The following is a 19,581-nucleotide window of genomic DNA, read 5'->3' as shown; positions in this document are numbered from 1 at the left end:
CAAGACATACCTCTCCCATAAAACTATATTCAATGCTTCAAATTTAGACTACTTGTTGTGCTGTTTTAGCTATTTTTCTTCGGCCAATTTCAAGAGCATTCCCTGTGTGTATTCCAAAGAATATCCATAGAATTTCATTCTTTTTAGTTTTGGCTTTTATTTTTCGTAAGTGATAATATTCTTTATCCTTTCCAAAAGAACCTTCTAATCTTGTAGCTCTTTCTTTTGCGATAATAGCTCTAAGTTGCTTTTTTTCTTTATGATTTTTCGGCTTTTTTCCCTTGGGGATAAAGTCTGTTTCTATGTTCTTAGAACTACAGTGTTTTCTATTTTTATTGGTGGCATAAATTTTATCTGCTCCAGCTATTTTTACTTTTTTTCGAGTTAATCCTTGTGCTTTTTGGACTGTTTGAATAAAACGATTTCCTTCATGAAATGCATTAAAGTTAATATGTTCGATAAAGCTAATTCCATCAATTTGAACTTTGTTAACTTTTGCTCCAAATTCAACAGGTTTTACTTCCTTTCCTCGAACAATAGGACGAATATAATCCTTTTGAATGCTTACAATTCTATCTTTGATTTTTTCTCCTGTATCAAAATGATCTTTTTGTTGTTTGTAAATCCTTTGAATTGTATTTATTCGCTTATAATACAAAGCTATAAACTCAATATTGTGATTTTCTGACAACTCTTTTTCAAAGTTGATAAATTTACTTAACAGATTGAGTAAACCTCGGGTTAATGAAATACGTTTCGACTTGGTTTTTCTTCGCATTTTACTAAATCCTTGATAACGTTTTTTCCACTTGATATATTTACTTCTAATCATTTTAACCCCTAATATAGAGCAGGTTTTACGTAATTGATTGTACAACCAATGAACCGACTCCCAAAGTAATTTTTGGATGCTAGGGTAACGAACTTCACTTTCATAACAAGTAGCATCCATTACAATTTGATTGGGGTTTTCAATTTCGTTTTTCCAAGAGTTGAATAGAATTTTTTCTATGGAATTAATATCGAGTTTCTCTGCTAATTCACAACGTATTTGGCTCACTATTTTATAGTTTGTTAAGCGTTCAAAACCTAGTTCTATATCACAGAAAAATTGATAGTCTAAATTCGAGTTTAGTTGCTCAATCAATTTTCTATCTGAACAATTAGCATAATGTTTTAAAAACATTAAACCTAGTCTTCCTTTAGGACTAAAAAGATAGTTTCTCCCTTTTGATTGTTCAGAAATACCAAAAGAGCTAACTAAATCATTCCAAGGAATTGCAGAGTAGATTTTACCTAAATCTCCCTCTAAAAATCGCGCATAATGAGCATCATAATTCTCGCTGAGGGGAAAAAATTGAAATGCGGTGTTGCATTTCAGAAATTCTTCGTACTTTCATAATTGTCGAAATTAAAACCCCGTTTTTTGCCTATATTGGCCATTTTCGGGGTTTATTATAGCTACAAAATACAACAAATCCCTCGTAAAAACAAGGGATTCGTTGTTTTATGAAAGCGCCTATAAAAGAAAGCCATTTAATCCATCTTTCTCCACTTAGAATTATTGTTTGGAGATATTTTTCTTAAAGTTTGTATCAACTGGTTTTTATTTCTAGTTCCTGGACCTTCTGAATAAATATTTACCAACTCATCGCCTTTTGCATCGAAAAACAAACGAATTAAGTAATTTCCAATTGATTTGTTGTAAATGTTCTGCAAAGCAATAACACTGTCTTCTACACCTTGTTTGCCTGCATTTTTATTCGAAAAAAACAAATCTAAACCTTTTCTATGGTAATTGTACAATGTATTTCTGTAGGCTTTTAATTTTGGAGATAACAAATTATCTATCAATAAATATTTATTTTGTTTCCCCACCACATTTTGCCAAGTTGCCAAACCACTCTGCTGTGCTTGCAACATTACATTTTGTGCTTCTTTTAATTGTGCTTCTCCACCAAACTTTAAAAAAGTATCTGCATCTAATCCTAAAATTACATTTACGTAAAAAACAATGGTAGAAACTAAGTTGCTATCGAAAGAATTTCTATTGTAAATTAACGGATCGAACTCATTATATTTAAAAGAAAAATCGTTGTCTTTTATATTTAAAACAGGACTTGCATAACTAGAATTATAGATAGGTCTTGTAGATTGTACTTGCAACGTCGCTTTAAAATTATTGTTATCTCTAGAAGTAATAATCATGGTAATTGCACAATCGATACGCTCTTCTGGTTTAACCGTTTTATTTGTCCATTTTGTTTGATTAATGTATTCTGTTAATGCTTTTTGGAGTGTAGAAAAAACTTGCTTATTAGAACCTGCAATTTGCTCGGAATTTATAGTTACCAAGCAATTTAATTCTTGAGCATTTAAGCTTAAAATTGAGAAGAATAGTATAAAGGTAATTAATATTTTTTGCACTTTAATGTGTTTTAATGGTCTGTTCGATCGCAGTCGAGAACTAACTAAAAAACCTCTCGCAAGCTACGCTTTTATCTTCAAACTGAAAATCATTTCATTTTTCAATAATGCTCGAGGAGACAAGAAATATTAAGTTAGTTTCTTTATAATTTCGTTGATAATGTCTTTGGCTACTTCTTGCTTCGATTTTAGTTCGAATGCTTTTTCATTCAAATTTTTATCAATAATAGTAATTTTATTTGTGTCTGTCGCAAAACCTGCACCTTTATCTTGTAAAGAATTTAATACAATCGCATCTAAATTCTTTCTAGCTAACTTACCTTTTGCATTTTCTAACTCGTTATTTGTTTCCAACGCAAAACCAACTAAAAATTGATGTTTTTTAATGGCTCCTAAAGAAGCCAAAATATCTTTTGTTGGTGCAAGATGAATCTCTAACGATGCATCTGTCTTTTTTATTTTCTGAGTCGCAATGTTTTTTGGTTTATAGTCTGCAACTGCTGCAGAAAGTATCGCAATATCTACTTCACCAAAATATTTGTGTGATGCTTTGTACATTTCTTCTGCAGAAACTACATCTATTCTATGAACAAAAGAATGTTTTATTTGTTGATGCGAAGGCCCAGAAATTAAGAACACTTCTGCTCCTAAATTTGCAGCCGCTTTTGCGATTGCAAACCCCATTTTTCCTGAAGAATGATTTCCTATAAAACGAACAGGATCTATTGCTTCGTAAGTGGGACCAGCTGTTAGCAATAATTTTTTTCCTTTTAACGGTAATTTAGACAGAATATCGTTTTCCATAAAAGAAACAATATCTTGCGGCTCTGCCATTCTTCCTTCTCCTACCAAACCACTTGCCAATTCGCCTGAGGTTGCAGGAATTAGAATGTTTCCAAAACGTTGTAATGTATCTAAACTTTGTTTCGTAGATGGATGAATGTACATATCTAAATCCATTGCAGGCGCAAAATAAACAGGACATTTTGCAGATAAATAACTTGCTAACAACAAATTATCGCAAGTTCCATGGGTCATTTTAGACAAGGTGTTTGCAGTTGCTGGAGCAATTATCATATAATCTGCCCAAAGACCTAAATCTACGTGATTGTTCCATAATTCATTCTCGTCTTCTTTATCGTAAAAAGTAGAATGAACAGGATTTTTAGAAAGTGTGGAAAGCGTGAGAGGTGTTATAAAATCTTTAGACGCAGGCGTCATAATAATTTTGACTTCTGCGTCTAATTTTATAAATAAACGGACCAAACTAGCCGTTTTATAAGCGGCAATTCCAGCAGTGATTCCTAATAGAATTTTTTTTCCGCTTAAAACAGACATTATTGTGCGTCTGGAGTTCTGTGATAAATTTTATCGTTTAACCATTCTTCTACAGCAATTGCAGTAGGCTTTGGTAATCTTTCGTAAAATTTAGAAACTTCTATTTGTTCTTTATTTTCAAATACCTCTTCTAAACTATCGTTATAAGTTGCAAATTCGTCTAATTTCTCTACCAATTCTTTTTTCAAATCATTATTTACTTGTTCTGCTCTTTTTGCAATAATAGAAATCGCCTCGTAAATATTTTCTGTTGGCGCTTCCAATTTGTTCTTGTCGTAAGTAATTGTTGTTGGAGCCGCTTTTGTATCTTTATAATCCATAATTAAATTATTATTTCTTTTGAATATTTTCTATTTTTTTCATTTTTGCTATTATAGCATCTATTCTTGCTTCTTCTTTTTGAAGTTTAGCCAACATTTCGTTAACTTCTTCTAAATAAGTTGTTTTAGGAAAGCTTCTTACCAACTTATCATAAGCATCTATAGCATCTTTAATACGTTCTTTTTTTCTTCTATCTGTACTTTTAAAAACAAAGTCGTTTGCTGCTTTAAATCGATAATACAAAGCTTCTTCTTTAAACGATGTTCCTAAATAATCTTCTAATAAGTTATCGAAAGCTTGTATTGCTGCTTTGTAATTTCTAGCATCGTAATCTGCTGTTCTATAATACGTTTTTGCAATTTCGAAATATTTTTTCTCTAATTTATAACGTAGTTCTTTATAATCTTTATTTGCTTCGTCAATTCTATCGGAATCTGGGTATGTATTAATAAAACTCTGGTAAGCTTCCAATGCTTTGTTCGTGTCTGTTGGATCTAAACTAAAACGTGGAGAGGCTAATTTGTAACTATTTGCAGATAAAAATGCGGCTTCTTCTTTCTTAGAACTTTTTGGATAGTTTTTTGTAAAACGATCGAAATAATAACCTGCCAATGGATAATTTTTCTCGTTATAATTAGACTGTGCTATCATAAATTGAATACGCTCCATTTGAGGTTTTGCTCTATAAGCTGGTGTTACTTTTTCGAATAAACGCAAAGCTTTACCGTATTTTTGACTTTCGTACATTTTTACGGCCATTTTATACTGCTCTTCTGCAGTACCTTTATTTAATACTTTTTGATATTCACCACATGAAAACAGTAGTAAACTAAGTGTAAATAAACACGCTAAATTTTTTATTTTTTGCATCGGGCAAAATTAGTGATTAATAATGGATAATAAAAGAATTTATTTTTTCTTAAATAATTCTTTTCTTTTAGTTCCTGAAATACTGAAACTTGTTAAGCATTCGCAAGTCCTAGATAACATTTTCAAAGGGAACTTAATGCACAACATTAAGCAACATTTTTCGAAAATAAAACGATTTTTTACACGATTAATTGCGTTGTGTAATTATCATCACAAAACAACAAAAAAATGAATAAAGTGTTCCTAAAAGTTTGTTAATCTTAACAATGTCTTATTTGTGAAGTTATAATGAAAGATATTTTACCATCAAATAATTAAAAAATAATAGCCTAAACATGTTTATCCGTTTTAAAAATCATTCACAAGTTTTGCGATTTTTGCCTGTAACTCTTTACTTGCTGGCACTAAAGGAAGTCTTACATAACTTGAAGAAATGCTTAATTCTTGTAAAACGGCTTTTATTCCTGCAGGATTATTTTCAGCAAAAATTAAGTCGATAATTTCCATCATTTTAAAATGAATCGAGTAACCTTCTTTATTTTTTCCTTGTAAACCACAATTAATCATCGTAGAAAATTCTTTTGGAAATGCTTGCCCAATTACAGATATTACTCCAGCACCTCCTGCTAAAGTTACTCCTAAAGCCAAATCATCATCACCAGAAATAATTAAAAAATCTGCTGGTTTGTCTCGTAATAATTCTAAATATTGTTGTGTATTATTACCTGCTTCTTTTACACCAACTATGTTTTTAAAATCTTTCGCCAAACGAATGGTTGTAGAAGCTTCCATATTTTTTGCGGTTCTTCCTGGAACGTTGTATAAAATAATTGGTTTCTCTGTAGCTTCTGCAATTGCTTTAAAATGCTGATAAAACCCTTCTTGTGTTGGCTTACTATAATAAGGTGCTACTGATAAAATACCATCGATATTTGTTAAGTCGGTTGTTTGTATATCTTTTACAACTTCTAACGTATTGTTACCACCAATACCTAAAACTAAAGGCAAACGTTTGTTATTAGTTTTTACAATAACGTTTATAATTTGTTTTCTTTCTTCTTTCGAAATTGTAGCACTTTCTCCTGTTGTACCATTAATTACCAAGTAATCTGTACCATTTTGTATGTTAAAATTTACCAGTTTTACAAGTGCATCAAAATCTACACTTAAATCTTCTTTAAAAGGGGTAATTAAGGCAACTCCTGTTCCAATAAACTCTTGCATCTTTTTTTCTTTTTAGAAGTACAAAATTACACTTTTAAGATTGATATTTTTATACTTTTATAAATTCTTAGAAAGAATAAACAACTTTATAATTAAAGTTTAATTTTAAAGCTTTTTTATAATTTGAAGGTATTTTTTTAACTCCAATGTAAATTCGTTTATATGTAAAATATCCTCTGAAATTTCTATTTCAAACAAGTTTGAATTTACATTCGAAAACCCCACTTTAAAAGTTGCTTTCGACTGTAAAACAGCACTTTCTATATACAAATTTGGTTTGTTAAAATAACCAATTAACAAGTCGAAAGGTTGTTGTAAAAAACTCTCGAAATTTTCTTGAACGAATGTTCCTTTCCAATTGATATCGTTTTCAGAAAAATGTTTATACGAAAATTCGTCTAACTTACTGTAAGGTCTAAAACTATATATTTTTGCATTTCTAACTTCTAAAACCTCTTCTATAATCGATGTAATATCTAGTTTCGAAAAAATTTCTTCTGAAGTTAAAATGCCTACAGACTGAATTTTCTTTTGAGAAACCATTCTATTATCAGTAGATTTCTGCAAAGCTTTGTCGAACTTTGTTTGAAGAATATTGTGTTTTAGTTTGGTAAATCTCATTCGAAAATATTAATTCTAAAGGTTGTAAAAATAAGAATTATTTGTGGGTAATTTCTAACAGAATAAATTGATTTAATTGTTTTCCATACGCTTGAAAATTATCGTCGGAAACCAAAATAAGTGATTTATTTCCATTGGCTAATTTGGGGCCAAATGTAATACCTTCTATATTATCTATAATTCCATCTGTTAATTTGTCTTTTACATCTTCAAAATTAAATAGTAATCGTTTTTTAAGAGGTAAAAATGCTGTATTGCTTAATGAATCTATTGCTATACTATTTGTTGAATTTTCTTCAATTTGAGCATCGAAAATTCGAATAATGTTTCCATAACTCCCATAACCACTTTGGTAGGTTCTTTCTATAACAAAAAAACAATTTTCTTCGTATTCTAAAATCGCAGTAACTCCATTTAAGTTTAAATTTCCTTTGGCTGGCTTTGTTATGTATTCTAATTGATAAGCAAATTGTTTTGTCGCTTTATTTGTTTTTTTATCGAAATAAGTAATTCTAATAGGAGAATTGGTTTTTGTAAATGTTGGCTCTACTCCATCCGATTTTAAAACACCTTCCATAGCTACCCAAAAACCTTTTTTATCGAAACTTTTGGAAGAAGCTTCAAAAGTGGCATTATGATGCATATTTTGTTCGTTTTCCAATGTTTTGGGAAGCGAAAAACTTTCAACAAAATTACCTTTTAAGTCAGTTTTAAAAACGGAAGGTGTTTTTTTATAGTGTACAGAACCTTCACTTACAAAATTGACTTCATTGGTAATTTCATCCACAAAAATAGATTCTAAATCTAAATGGTTTTCAGTATAAAAAGTAGTTGTGGAATCTTTTAAAAACACAACATCTTTAACTGCTATCTTTTTAATTTTATTTTCTTCAACAATTATTTTTGTTTTTAAAAATCTTGGTTTTTTTGCATCATCTACCACAAAATAATAAAATCCGTTTGCGTAATCTATTCCAGACAGCCCTCCTATTAAAGTATTTTTTATATACGTTGAATCCTGTAAAATATATTCATCTAAAAATTGAAGTTTTGTTTGAGGTTCTTTCTTGCAGCCAGCAAAAGCAATACAGAAAAAAATAAAGTAAATAAAATTTTTCATTTTTAAGGTTTCTTGCAAAGTTACTTTTTTTATGAATGAAGTAAGCTTAAAATGAATAATTCGTCTAAAAAAAAAAATAATCGACATGGTTTATAAAAGTATCTTCATTTTTAAAATAATTATATCTGTAATTATATTACAAACACTTTTTTATAAATTTTCGGGTGCAGAAGAAAGTGTTGTTTTATTTACAAAATTAGCAGGTAAAAATGAAGCTTATCTAAGAATTGGAACTGGTGTTTTAGAACTAATTGCTTGTATTCTTTTTTTTATTCCTAAAGCAATCTGGTTAGGAGCCATTATGATTGTTGGTTTAATGAGTGGAGCTATTTTTTCTCATTTAACTATTCTTGGTATCTCCCATAATAACGATGGTGGTTTATTGTTTGCTGCTGCGTGTTTATCTTTATTTGTAGCTTTTACTGTTCTTTATATTAAAAGAAAGAATATTCCTTTTTTTGGGTAAGAGTTTCAACTATTTTTTTTTTGAAATTAGACTGCTAAAAACCTCTTCTCTTTGCTAGAGTTAAGTTCAATTATTTTTTGGGCTTTAGATTTTAAATTTAAAATCTAATTAAAATAAAACACATTATTTTTCTTTTAATCTATTTTTTAACATTTTTTTCACTATAATTGCAACGTGTTAGAAATAAACATATTAAAAACACAATAACCCCTAACTGGTAAATAGAAAATTTTACTTGAGTTGCCCTAACAACAATAGTTAAAAGATATAGAAGTTTACCCCTATCTAAAAAAGCAACTACAAAAGTAGTTGCTTTTTTTGTTACTGCTTATGGGTAGTTTTCTTTAAGATTCTTTCGCTATTAAAGCCTTACATATTAAATATTGAGCTACAATATAGGTTACCATTATTATAATACCATATATTTCTTTGGCTTCGTAAAACTTGTTAATTGCCAAAACACTGTCTGATATTATAAAAATAAATGCTCCTAAAAACAACCATAGGTTTTCTGTACTTTTTTCTTGCACATAGTTTAAAAGAGTAACAGCTCCAAAAGTAGAAATGGTAATTCCATAAACAATTACTGGAATTAAAAAATCGCCTAAGTTATCTATTAAAAGCCATAATAGACTTATAAAAATAATTACAAATGGTATTGAAACTATTCGTATTTTCTGAGGTTTAATTTTCTTTAAAAACCTTGCTGAAATTTTTATAAATAAGAGATGTGCAAACAGAAAAGATGCCAAACCAAAAAGAAAGAACTCTTGTTTAAAAAGCAAGAAAACATCGCCCCAAAAAGAAAAGAATAAAGCAGAAACATACCAAAAATTAGGCTTTTTAACAGATACCAAGTAAATAATAACTAAAGTTATCATTAAAAATGGTTTTGTAAAAAATGCTAATGTATTGTTCTGTAAAAGTCCATATAAATGAAAAATAACAACTACTATAAAGAGTAAGGAAACAGCTGCTATTCTATTTTTTTTTGTCATGTTTAATTATAGTTGTTTTTGTCTGTTTATAATTTCCTTCTATTATCGTTAGATTTTGTGTCGATTAATTTGTTGTAAGGATCTACACCAACTTCTGTTGGTTTCTTATCTACAATAATGGTAATTTTATTATTAATTTGAGTAATCTTATGCTTTTTAAAGTACAATTGTTTTTCTTCCTTTTCACCATCAATTTCTTCTTCTGTAAAAATACCAATATCTATATAATCTGCCAAAGGAACCGAATAAATAGGTTTTTTAGAACCTTCTTTAGTATAGGAAATAGAATCTTTTTTATTATCACTATAATAACGTTTTCCTTTTTCGTTATTTCTATATTTAGAAACTTCAAATTCGATATCTACCTTATACTTTCCGTTTTCTAGTTCTGTAGAAGCTACGTTTACAATTCTATTTTTATATAAAGTAATGGTTTCGAACATGTCTTTAATTACATATTGTAAAGAATCTGGTGTTGCTTTTCTAATAAAATCGACCATTTCTATGGAGGTTGTGTAAGGTGGCTCTTGAAACTTTACTTTATTTACGTATTTTTTAATTGCTCCATTAAAGTTTTCTTCGCCAATATAATCGCTTATTGCGTATAAAACCATAGACCCTTTTTGGTAATGGATATATCCTTGACCATCGTTATACATTAAAGGTTTTTCTCTTTTAGATTCGAAAGTTCTTCCCATTAAGTAACCATCTAATGCATCTTTTAAAAACTTACGCATTTTTGTTTTTCCTTGTTGGTGTTCTAATACTTTTAAAGAAACATATTCCGACATACTTTCCGATGTTAAAGTTGCTCCTAAAACATCTGCTCCAATTACTTGATGCGCAAACCACTGATGTGCCAATTCATGTACTGTAATTGCAAAAGGATAATCTACACCTCCATCTTTTGTATCATCTACATCTGCAATAAAACCTACACCTTCCGAAAATGGAATTGTGTTTGGAAATGATTGCGCAAAACTTCCTCCTGTTCTTGGAAACTCTATAATTCTTACTTGTTTATGTTGATAAGGGCTAAAGTTCTTCGTGTTATAATCTAAAGAAGCTTTCATTCCTTTCATCATTCTATCTAAATTATATGTATGTGGTTTGTGGTAATAGATTTCTAAACTAATTCCATTCCACATTTCTTTTTTAATTTCATATCTGGCAGAATTAAAAGCATAGAAATTTAATATTTTACTATCCATTTTATAGTGGAAATATCTTCTATCTCCTTCCATCCATTCTTTTTGAAGATATCCTGGTGCAATGGCAATTTGATCTTTCGCGGTTGAAACTGTTGCTTCAAAATCTATCCAATCTGCATCTCTAGAAATATAGGTGTTTCCCAAAGCTGTAGAATCTGTTGGTTCTGGTTTTAATTTATTTGGTGGTAAATTGTATTTTTTTCTTGTTTGATCGTCAGACAATTCTCTTTCAGAAGAGTATCCTAAAGATGGAAACAAGGCTGTATTATTAACAAATGTTCCATTTTCTCTTACTGGAGATTTACTAGTTAAAAATGTGTTTTCTTCATTTTTAACCTTAAAGGAAAGAGTTACACTATCTCCTGGTTGTAATGGTTCTTTAAGCTGATAAATATCGAAATTATAAACAGTATCTTTTGAAACTAAATCATTTTCTCTATCGAAAGTAAATGTACTTGGATATTCGTTATAGCTCAAGAAAATACTATCGATAACCTCATTGGTTTTATTAATCATTTTATAAGTTCCAGATGATGTAAAATCTCTCGTTTTCGGAAAAATATTCATATCTACATTTACAGCAACAATTCTTGGCTGTGCACGATTTTCGAACTTTTTATAGGTTTTCTCCCATTTTACCCTTAATTTTTCTACTTCTTTTGAGGAAACACTTTCGTTTAAGTAATTGGTTTCGTAATAAATTCTACCTCCAATAGCCAAAAACACCAACGATAAAATAACAATAACTGCTGTTATTTTTCCATTTGCTCTTTTCCTCGCTATTCTTAAACGCTCTGCAAATGAATTCGGAACTCCTCTCGTCCAAAATAATTTAGCTAACATTAACAATACAATTCCACCAACAAACCAATAGGTTTTATAGGTAAAATATTTACTAAATGCGGCTCCATAACCATTCATATCTGAATAGCTATAACCTGGTGCTTGGTTGTATTTAAATACAATTTGCTCTATTCCTGCCAAAGACAATAGCGGAATTCCTATTAATAATATTAATAAAACAAATAAGCCTAAATACTGGTTCTTTACAATGGTTTGAACAAACATTGCCAATAAAGCCCAAATTGCAAAATGAATAAACATTAAAGCGTACAATTCAAATAAATAATGGCCAACTTCAAAATTATAATAGCCTTTATAAGTCTGGAAAACCATTCCAGCAACCATTATTACTGATAATAAAACCACTTGCATTTTTAATATGGCAACAAATTTAGAAAGTAAAAGTGTCCAATTTTTTACAGGAGTTACATCTACTAAATGATTTACTCTTGCAGTTTCTCCTCTTCTAATAAGCATTCCTGCGTATAGAAAAGTTAATAAATTAATAAAAAACGTAAATGTTCCTCCAGGTAAGAGTAGCATTTGCCAAGTTGTTGGTAATGTTTTTGTATCAAAAATTTCACCAGCAGTATTTGCAATTATTATTATGGAAATTAAACCAACTAACAAAATAGCTATAAATGGCCAACTTTTTACAATATATTTAAAATCTATATTTGAAAGCTTCCAAGTAATTTTTACATCATTCCAAAAAGAATAATCGTAAGTTGCTTTCGGTAGGTTAATTCTAGTAATACCTCCAAAGTTTTGTTTTATAGACCTTTCGCCTTTTTTCTTATTTAAGCTAAAAGTAAATGCATTCTGGCTAAACGAAAATAGCTTATATACCCCCAACATTACTAAACTAGCAACTCCTAACCACAATAACCTGTTGTAAATAATTACACCTTTTAATGGTGGCATTAATTCGTTTTGTTCTGCAACTGTCCAATAGCGCGTATAATAACTCGCTGCTTGACCTCCAAATGGGTCGAAAAGAGCACTCCAAAAACGGTGGTCTGGGTTTGATAGAAAACTTTCTGCAATAGATTGTACAAATAGTAACAAAACCACTGTTATAAAACCAGCAGCAATATTTCTTGTAAAAGTTACCACTCCAAAAATAATAATTCCAAACAGCAAAACATTAGGAATAATATACACCAAATAGGCATGTGCATAGGCAGAAAAATTAAAAGCATTTACCAATTCCTGGTTCGTTCCTGGCAATCGAAAACCAATAAACAAACCGAATCCTGCCATTAAAATAATTAGTAATACAATTGTAAATGCACTTAAAAATTTTGCTGATAAATAATTAAATTTCGAAAACGGATAGGAATATAAAATGGAATGCATATTGCTTTTGTAATCTCTATAAACCGCAACACCAATTATAGATGGAAATAAGAAAAATAATAGAACAGCCATTGTATTAAATAGTCCATTTATTGCCATTGGAGAATTTACTATTTTCGAAGAACCTGTTGTAACTGTTAAATTATCGAAAATTCCTGCGGAACTTGCAGATAAAAATACAGCTATTAAAAAGAAAATTACAGCGTAAATATAAGTTACGGGTCTATTAAACCAGTATTTTAATTCTTGTTTGAATATTGTTGAAAACATATGAAATGTGTAATTGTATAAATATTTAAATGTTTAGTATCTAAAATTTCGAGTATTGAACTTTAAGCTAAAACAGGTTCATCTTGTTTTAAAGCAATAAAATAAACATCATCTAATTGTGGTTTCGTAGCCACAAATTCTTCTGAAGGTTTTTCTAAAGCATGTACTCTTATGTTTAAGGTATTATCTTGATTGTAATTCGAAGATAAAATATTAAAACTTGCCTCTGCTGCATCTAAATCTTCTCTTTGAATTATTTTCGTCCAAATTGAGCCTTCCAATTCTTGCGTAGCTTCTAATGGAGTTGTATGTTTTAAAATTTTTCCTCCGTTTAAAATTGCCATTTCATTACATAATTCCTTTACATCTTCTACAATGTGTGTCGAAAAAATTACTGTACAATTCGTACCAACTTCACGTAAAACGTTTAAAAAACGATGTCTTTCTGCAGGATCTAAACCAGCAGTTGGTTCGTCTACAATAATTAATTTAGGGTTGTTTAATAGCAATTGTGCAATTCCAAAACGTTGTTTCATTCCTCCAGAATAACCTGCAACGTGTTTTCTTCTTACATCGTATAAATTCGTAATTTCTAAAACTTCTTTTACAATAGCTTTTCTTTCATCATTATTAGAAACTCCTTTTAAAGTTGCAAAATAATCTAACAAATCTTCTGCCGACATTTTTGGATATACTCCAAAAGATTGTGGTAAATAACCTAAAACCTTTCTTAAAGACATATTATCTTCTAGAACATTAATATCTCCAAAAGTAATGGAACCAGAATCTGGGCTTTGCAAAGTTGCAATTGTTCGCATTAAAGAAGATTTCCCAGCACCATTTGGCCCTAATAAACCAAACATTCCTGTACCAATTTCAATACTTAAATTATCTATTGCTTTTACGCCGTTTTTATAAGTCTTTGTTAAGTTTTTTATTACTAATTTCATTCTCTTAGTTTTAGATTTGTTTTACTTGTTGCATTAGTATGCAATTAACAACATTTGTTACAATTTTTTAAATTTTATTTGAATTGAAATCAAAAAAACGTTTTATTTTTACAAAAAATAGAAAGATATTATGGCAAAAAAATCAATATTAAATAAAAAATCCCTTACATTTTTAGAAAAATACTTAAACAATGCAGCTCCAACTGGTTACGAATGGGAAGGGCAAAAAATTTGGATGGAATATCTAAAACCTTATGTAGATGAATTTATTACAGACACCTATGGTTCTGCTGTGGGTGTAATAAACCCAGATGCAAAATACAAAGTTGTTATAGAAGGGCATGCAGATGAGATTTCTTGGTATGTAAACTATATTTCTGATAATGGTTTAATTTATGTGATTAGAAATGGAGGTTCAGACCACCAAATTGCACCAAGTAAAATTGTAGATATTCATACCAAAAAAGGCATTGTAAAAGGTATTTTTGGTTGGCCAGCAATTCATACCAGAGACAAATCGAAAGAAGAAGCACCAAAACCAGATAATATTTTTATTGATACTGGTTGTGCAACAAAAGAAGAAGTAGAAGCTTTAGGAATTCATGTGGGTTGTGTAATTACGTATCCAGATACTTTCCATATATTAAATGGCGATAAGTTTGTTTGTCGTGCTTTAGACAACAGAATGGGTGGTTTTATGATTGCTGAAGTTGCGCGTTTATTGAAAGAAAACAAGAAAAAATTACCTTTCGGATTGTATATTACAAACTCTGTACAAGAAGAAATTGGTTTAAAAGGTGCAGAAATGATTACCCAAAGAATTAAACCAAATGTAGCAATTGTAACAGATGTAACGCATGATACTACTACTCCAATGATCGAGCAAAAAAAAGCAGGACATTTAGAAATCGGAAAAGGACCAGTGGTTGCTTATGCACCTGCTGTACAACAAAAATTACGTGATTTAATTACAGAAACTGCCGAGGAAAAAAACATTCCTTTTCAACGCTCTGCTTTATCGAGAGCTACAGGAACAGATACTGATGCTTTTGCATATAGTAATGGTGGTGTTGCCTCTGCATTAATTTCTTTACCTTTAAGATACATGCACACAACTGTAGAAATGGTGCATAAAGATGATGTAGAAAATGTAATTAAAATGATTTATGAAACGTTATTGAAGATTAAAGATGGCGAAACTTTTTCTTATTTCGAATAGGTTATTGCACAGAAAATTATAGAGATAAAATTTAAAAACGAATTTCTCTAATTTTTACTGTTGAAAAAAAAGTTGACACAGATTTTTACGAATCTTTGTGTTGAAAAAATTTAAAATAGAGTTTAGACCCATCTGGTTTTAAAAACCTGAAGGGGCTTTCAACAATTAATTTAACAATAACAAACTAAAGAACAACATACTTTCACAAATATTCGCAAACCATTTTATCTGTGAAAATCTGTATCTAAAAAAAATGGACGAACTAATAGACATTATAACACCCGAAGGAAAACCAACAGGTAAAACCGCCCTAAAATCGGAAGCGCATAAAAATGGTTGGTTTCACGCAACTGTGCATATTTGGTTATTTACTGCAAACAAAAAAATCTTACTTCAAAAAAGAGCTTTTACAAAAGAAGTATTTCCAGGTTTATGGGATATTTCTGTTGCTGGACATATTGGAGCAGGAGAATCTGTTTTATCTGCGGCTAAAAGAGAGGTTTTCGAAGAAATTGGTTTAGAACTAAAAGAAAAAGAATTCATTAAAATTGGAACTACAATTCAAAATATTTCGCACAAAAACGGAATTCAAGATAACGAGTTTCATCATGTTTTTATTGTTGAATTAAAAGTGCCTGTGGAAAAATTAAAAATGCAAGCTGAAGAAGTTGCAGGTTTGCAATTATTTGATTTAACTGTTTTAAAAAATACAAAAAACCTCGAAAACGTTTTGCTTCCGAGGTTTCATGAGTATTATGTTTCTGTTTATGATGAGATTATTAAAGCTTTGTCGTAAAACCAATGACTTTTTTCTTTCGCAAAATCGCAAAGTTGATAACTGAACAATGCCTACTGAAGACTGAACACTACCAACTGAACACTACCTACTTACTAACTGGTTTATCAAAAAACGAATCCGCTAATTTTCCTTGACTTACCAGTGGCAAAGTAAACTCCATTGCAGGTTTTGCTGGTTCTGTTGGCATTCCTTTTTCGTCTTTTTTGTACCATGTAATTGCTTTTGGTAATAATAATCCGTTTACGTTTTCCCAAGAATTATAACGAATTAGATTGTATTTATCACTTGGTTCTTTAGAATTGAAAGTAACTGTATATGCCAACCATTCCATTTGATACGTTTTTGGATTGTAATAAATAATATAATTATCGTCTGGCGAAGTTCCTTTATCTGCATTATAAGAAATTTTATAACCTGGATAATTGGTTCCTTCGAAAGTAATCTCATCTGCTTTTTCGTACGTAATTCCGTCGTCGGCTAAAACAAATGGCATTGCATAAAAGTAGAAAAATAAATTGTAATAAAAATCTTTATTTCCTTTGTAAGCACCTTCTTTTGTTTCATCTAACCAAACTTCTTTTCCATTGTAACCTAAGGAATATGTTGGCGAATTTATTACAATGTGCCTTGTTTCTAAATCTGTTGTATGTACTTCTTCGTCTTTATTAAAAGATAAAACTTTGGCATTTCTCCACGCTTTAATTCCTCCATGTGCATCGAAAACTTTACTTAATTGGTCTGGAAAATGTTCTTTTTTAATAGTTGGTATTTCTTCTTTTTTTGTTACTTTTTTGGAATCTTTTTTACAAGAAACTACAAATGAGATAATTAGAAGTAAAATTAGTTTTTTCATTATTTAGTTTGTTCTTATTTCTTGATAAAGTTGAGTTTTAAATTCGATAATTACAAAGTAATATAAACAAAATATCGAGCGAAACATAGTGAAGTCTAGAAATTTCCATTTTTAAATTAATTCCTGAGATTTCTTCACAAGGTCGAAATAACCTGTGTTAAAAACCTAATTTTATTAAGATTCAGTAAGAGTACTAAATACAGAGCCTTTCGACTGCGATCAAGACAGCTATCTGTTTGAGCCCTTTTATTGCCCTTAGGTAATAAAAAGCGAGTAGCGAAAATCCGTGAAATCTATGTCAAAAAAAAATACAACTTTGCGTATCTCTGCGAAAAACTCTGAGCAACTCTACCTTTAAGTTCTCATCTACAATCTATTATCAATAATATTCTGCACTACTTCTGGATTTAACAACGTACTTGTATCTCCTAAGTTTTCTATTTCATTGGATGCTATTTTACGTAAAATACGTCTCATAATTTTTCCTGAACGTGTTTTTGGCAATCCTTCCGAAAATTGAATTTTATCTAACTTCGCAATTGGCCCAATATGTTCTGTAATTATCTGATTGATTTCGTTTCGTAAATTCGTTTGGTCTCTGCTTTCTCCTGTATCCTTTAAAATAACATAACCATACAAAGCGCTTCCTTTAATATCGTGTGGAAAACCTACAATTGCAGATTCTGCAACTGCTGGATGCTCGTTTATAGCATCTTCAATTGGTGCAGTTCCTAAATTATGCCCAGAAACAATAATTACATCATCTACTCTACCCGTAATTCTGTAATACCCAACTTCGTCTCTTAGAGCGCCATCGCCCGTAAAATATTTGTTTTCGTAGGCCGAAAAATAGGTTTCTTTGTATCGTTGATGATTTCCCCAAATAGTTCTGGCAATACTTGGCCAAGGAAATTTTATACACAAGCGTCCATCTACCTGATTTCCTTTTAATTCGTCTCCATTTTCGTCCATTAAACAAGGTTGAATCCCGATAAAAGGTAAGGTTGCATAGGTTGGTTTTGTAGGTGTTACAAAAGGAATTGGGGTAATCATCATTCCACCAGTTTCTGTTTGCCACCAAGTATCAATAATCGGACTTTTCTTTTTCCCAACATTATCGTTATACCAGTGCCAAGCTTCTTCGTTAATAGGTTCTCCAACCGAACCTAACACTTTTAAGGACGATAAATCGTATTTATCTACCAATTCTGTTCCTTGTTTTGCCAAGGCTCTAATGGCAGTTGGTGCTGTATAAAATTGATTTATTTTATGTTTTTCTATCACTTCCCAAAAACGACCAAAATCTGGATAACTTGGCACACCTTCAAACAAAACAGTGGTTGCTCCGTTTGCTAATGGGCCGTAAACAATGTATGAGTGTCCAGTAATCCAACCAATATCTGCTGTACACCAATACACATCATTTTCCGTATATTGAAAAGCATTTTTAAAGGTATAAGCTGTATACACCATGTAACCACCTGTGGTATGCACCATTCCTTTTGGCTTTCCTGTAGAACCAGATGTGTATAAAATAAACAACGGATCTTCTGCATCCATTACTTCTGAAGTACATTCTGTGGAAGCTTCGTCTAAAAGTGGTTGCAACCATTTGTCACGACCTTCTTCCATATGAATATCAGAATGTATTCTTTTTGCCACCAAAACGTTTTTTACACCTGCACAACTTTCTAAGGCTTCGTCTACAATTCCTTTTAAATCGATTGTTTTTTTCCCTCTGTAAGAACCATCTGCAGTAATGACCATCTTACAATCGGAATCGTTTATTCTAGTTGCTAATGCTGTTGATGAAAATCCTGCAAAAACTACAGAATGAATTGCTCCAATTCTTGCACAAGCCAACACAGAAATTGCCAATTCTGGAATCATAGGAACGTAAATACAAACTCTATCTCCTTTTTTAACGCCATTTTCTTTTAAAACATTCGCAAACTGATTAACTCTTTTGTGCAATTGCCTATAAGTGATGTGTTCTGCTGGTTCTTTGGGATTATTTGGCTCAAATAAAATGGCTGTTTTATCGCCACGAGTCGCTAAATGTCTATCGATACAGTTTTCTGTAATGTTCAATTTTGCACCTTCGAACCATTTAATTTCTGGTTTAGAGAAATCCCAATCTAAAACTTTATCCCATTTTTTACGCCATAAAAAATGCTCTTCTGCAACTTCTTCCCAAAAATTTTCTGGCTCTCGAATCGATTTTCTATAAACTTGATAATATTCTTCTAAGTGTTTGATGTGGTAGTTACTCATAATTCGGTTGTTTTTTTTGAGATTTTAAAAATATAAAATTTATATTTCTTTTTACTATTTTTTCTATCTATAACATTAATTTAACTACAAAAAACAATTTATTCTAATTTAAATGTGTAACCTGCACATCTCTACTTGATATTCTTATAGGCTCAACTAATATTTCTTGAACATTTTAGGAGGCACTATGATTATTTGTAAAATTACAATGACAATACACCAGATGCAGAGTCTTAATAATCGATTTCTAGAATTACAAAAAAAGGTTTTATTCATCAATTTTTATTTTAGATTAATAGTTAAAAACCATATTTATATCTATTGATTTTTTTTTATAAAACAATCCTTCTTCAATTTATACTCCTAAAAAAATCCAAAAACACCCACATCAATTATACATCAATTTGTTAAATAACAA

General features: G+C 30.4%; 16 protein-coding genes. 3 read left to right on the top strand and 13 right to left on the bottom strand.

The window, feature by feature from the left end; all coding sequences use genetic code 11:
• Positions 1-43 precede the first annotated feature (43 nt).
• From J3359_RS16735 to J3359_RS16700, 8 genes are all read right to left on the bottom strand, one after another.
• Positions 44-1,291 (bottom strand): transposase, encoded by a 1,248-nt coding sequence (locus J3359_RS16735; protein WP_496559661.1) that lies wholly within the window; start codon positions 1,289-1,291, stop codon positions 44-46.
• Positions 1,292-1,536: 245 nt separating this feature from the next.
• A complete protein-coding gene (porD, locus tag J3359_RS16730) occupies positions 1,537-2,427 on the bottom strand; it encodes a type IX secretion system protein PorD (protein ID WP_208078230.1) in 891 nt (296 codons plus the stop codon).
• A gap of 129 nt (positions 2,428-2,556) precedes the next feature.
• Entirely contained in the window at positions 2,557-3,765 is a 1,209-nt protein-coding gene (gene coaBC, locus J3359_RS16725; RefSeq protein WP_208078229.1) for a bifunctional phosphopantothenoylcysteine decarboxylase/phosphopantothenate--cysteine ligase CoaBC, read from the bottom strand.
• A complete protein-coding gene (locus J3359_RS16720) occupies positions 3,765-4,085 on the bottom strand; it encodes a DNA-directed RNA polymerase subunit omega (protein ID WP_208078228.1) in 321 nt (106 codons plus the stop codon). Before J3359_RS16720 ends, coaBC begins: the two co-directional genes overlap by 1 nt.
• A gap of 10 nt (positions 4,086-4,095) precedes the next feature.
• Positions 4,096-4,956 (bottom strand): outer membrane protein assembly factor BamD, encoded by an 861-nt coding sequence (locus J3359_RS16715; protein WP_208078227.1) that lies wholly within the window; start codon positions 4,954-4,956, stop codon positions 4,096-4,098.
• Between the two features lie 348 nt (positions 4,957-5,304).
• Positions 5,305-6,180, bottom strand: a complete 876-nt coding sequence (dapA, locus tag J3359_RS16710; protein WP_208078226.1) for a 4-hydroxy-tetrahydrodipicolinate synthase — start codon at positions 6,178-6,180, stop codon at positions 5,305-5,307.
• Between the two features lie 105 nt (positions 6,181-6,285).
• The gene (locus J3359_RS16705; RefSeq protein WP_208078225.1) at positions 6,286-6,801 is read right to left on the bottom strand and encodes a DUF6913 domain-containing protein; all 516 of its coding nucleotides are present in this window, start codon (positions 6,799-6,801) and stop codon (positions 6,286-6,288) included.
• A gap of 37 nt (positions 6,802-6,838) precedes the next feature.
• Positions 6,839-7,921, bottom strand: a complete 1,083-nt coding sequence (locus J3359_RS16700; RefSeq protein ID WP_208078224.1) for an esterase-like activity of phytase family protein — start codon at positions 7,919-7,921, stop codon at positions 6,839-6,841.
• An 85-nt stretch (positions 7,922-8,006) separates the two neighbouring features.
• Between J3359_RS16700 and J3359_RS16695 the strand changes: the two genes are divergently transcribed.
• Positions 8,007-8,387: a DoxX family protein gene (locus J3359_RS16695; RefSeq protein ID WP_208078223.1), complete on the top strand. Its 381-nt coding sequence runs from the start codon at positions 8,007-8,009 to the stop codon at positions 8,385-8,387.
• Positions 8,388-8,731: 344 nt separating this feature from the next.
• Here J3359_RS16695 and J3359_RS16690 read toward each other — a convergent pair whose 3' ends face one another.
• The 3 genes from J3359_RS16690 to J3359_RS16680 all read right to left on the bottom strand — a co-directional run bounded on the left by J3359_RS16690 (position 8,732) and on the right by J3359_RS16680 (position 14,018).
• Positions 8,732-9,385: a lysoplasmalogenase gene (locus tag J3359_RS16690; RefSeq protein ID WP_208078222.1), complete on the bottom strand. Its 654-nt coding sequence runs from the start codon at positions 9,383-9,385 to the stop codon at positions 8,732-8,734.
• A 26-nt stretch (positions 9,386-9,411) separates the two neighbouring features.
• Complete coding sequence (locus tag J3359_RS16685) at positions 9,412-13,068, bottom strand: ABC transporter permease/M1 family aminopeptidase (protein WP_208078221.1); 3,657 nt, start codon at positions 13,066-13,068, stop codon at positions 9,412-9,414.
• A 62-nt stretch (positions 13,069-13,130) separates the two neighbouring features.
• Positions 13,131-14,018 carry an ATP-binding cassette domain-containing protein gene (locus J3359_RS16680; RefSeq protein ID WP_208078220.1) on the bottom strand — a complete coding sequence of 296 codons (888 nt, stop codon included), beginning with the start codon at positions 14,016-14,018 and terminating at the stop codon, positions 13,131-13,133.
• A gap of 130 nt (positions 14,019-14,148) precedes the next feature.
• Here J3359_RS16680 and J3359_RS16675 point away from each other — a divergent pair, with 130 nt between their 5' ends.
• Together J3359_RS16675 and J3359_RS16670 are read left to right on the top strand one after the other, a co-directional pair.
• The gene (locus J3359_RS16675; protein ID WP_208078219.1) at positions 14,149-15,237 is read left to right on the top strand and encodes a M42 family metallopeptidase; all 1,089 of its coding nucleotides are present in this window, start codon (positions 14,149-14,151) and stop codon (positions 15,235-15,237) included.
• 253 nt (positions 15,238-15,490) lie between these two features.
• Positions 15,491-16,033 (top strand): NUDIX hydrolase, encoded by a 543-nt coding sequence (locus J3359_RS16670; protein WP_208078218.1) that lies wholly within the window; start codon positions 15,491-15,493, stop codon positions 16,031-16,033.
• An 88-nt stretch (positions 16,034-16,121) separates the two neighbouring features.
• On the opposite strand, the gene J3359_RS16665 is transcribed toward J3359_RS16670, so the two are convergent.
• Together J3359_RS16665 and acs are read right to left on the bottom strand one after the other, a co-directional pair.
• Complete coding sequence (locus J3359_RS16665; RefSeq protein ID WP_208078217.1) at positions 16,122-16,889, bottom strand: DUF6503 family protein; 768 nt, start codon at positions 16,887-16,889, stop codon at positions 16,122-16,124.
• Positions 16,890-17,255: 366 nt separating this feature from the next.
• Positions 17,256-19,163: an acetate--CoA ligase gene (acs, locus tag J3359_RS16660; protein ID WP_208078216.1), complete on the bottom strand. Its 1,908-nt coding sequence runs from the start codon at positions 19,161-19,163 to the stop codon at positions 17,256-17,258.
• Between the last annotated feature and the right edge of the window lie 418 nt (positions 19,164-19,581).

Source organism: Polaribacter cellanae (genome assembly GCF_017569185.1).
Taxonomy (GTDB): domain Bacteria; phylum Bacteroidota; class Bacteroidia; order Flavobacteriales; family Flavobacteriaceae; genus Polaribacter; species Polaribacter cellanae.
Note: the sequence above shows the minus strand (reverse complement) of the source record. Positions and strands in the feature narration are given on the sequence as shown.

Coding starts and splice junctions, on each gene's coding strand:
- coaBC (WP_208078229.1), bottom strand. CDS start 3,765: ATGTCTGTTTTAAGCGGAAAAAAAATTCTATTAGGAATCACTGCTGGA.
- J3359_RS16720 (WP_208078228.1), bottom strand. CDS start 4,085: ATGGATTATAAAGATACAAAAGCGGCTCCAACAACAATTACTTACGAC.
- J3359_RS16715 (WP_208078227.1), bottom strand. CDS start 4,956: ATGCAAAAAATAAAAAATTTAGCGTGTTTATTTACACTTAGTTTACTA.
- dapA (WP_208078226.1), bottom strand. CDS start 6,180: ATGCAAGAGTTTATTGGAACAGGAGTTGCCTTAATTACCCCTTTTAAA.
- J3359_RS16705 (WP_208078225.1), bottom strand. CDS start 6,801: ATGAGATTTACCAAACTAAAACACAATATTCTTCAAACAAAGTTCGAC.
- J3359_RS16700 (WP_208078224.1), bottom strand. CDS start 7,921: ATGAAAAATTTTATTTACTTTATTTTTTTCTGTATTGCTTTTGCTGGC.
- J3359_RS16695 (WP_208078223.1), top strand. CDS start 8,007: ATGGTTTATAAAAGTATCTTCATTTTTAAAATAATTATATCTGTAATT.
- J3359_RS16690 (WP_208078222.1), bottom strand. CDS start 9,385: ATGACAAAAAAAAATAGAATAGCAGCTGTTTCCTTACTCTTTATAGTA.
- J3359_RS16685 (WP_208078221.1), bottom strand. CDS start 13,068: ATGTTTTCAACAATATTCAAACAAGAATTAAAATACTGGTTTAATAGA.
- J3359_RS16680 (WP_208078220.1), bottom strand. CDS start 14,018: ATGAAATTAGTAATAAAAAACTTAACAAAGACTTATAAAAACGGCGTA.
- J3359_RS16675 (WP_208078219.1), top strand. CDS start 14,149: ATGGCAAAAAAATCAATATTAAATAAAAAATCCCTTACATTTTTAGAA.
- J3359_RS16670 (WP_208078218.1), top strand. CDS start 15,491: ATGGACGAACTAATAGACATTATAACACCCGAAGGAAAACCAACAGGT.
- J3359_RS16665 (WP_208078217.1), bottom strand. CDS start 16,889: ATGAAAAAACTAATTTTACTTCTAATTATCTCATTTGTAGTTTCTTGT.
- acs (WP_208078216.1), bottom strand. CDS start 19,163: ATGAGTAACTACCACATCAAACACTTAGAAGAATATTATCAAGTTTAT.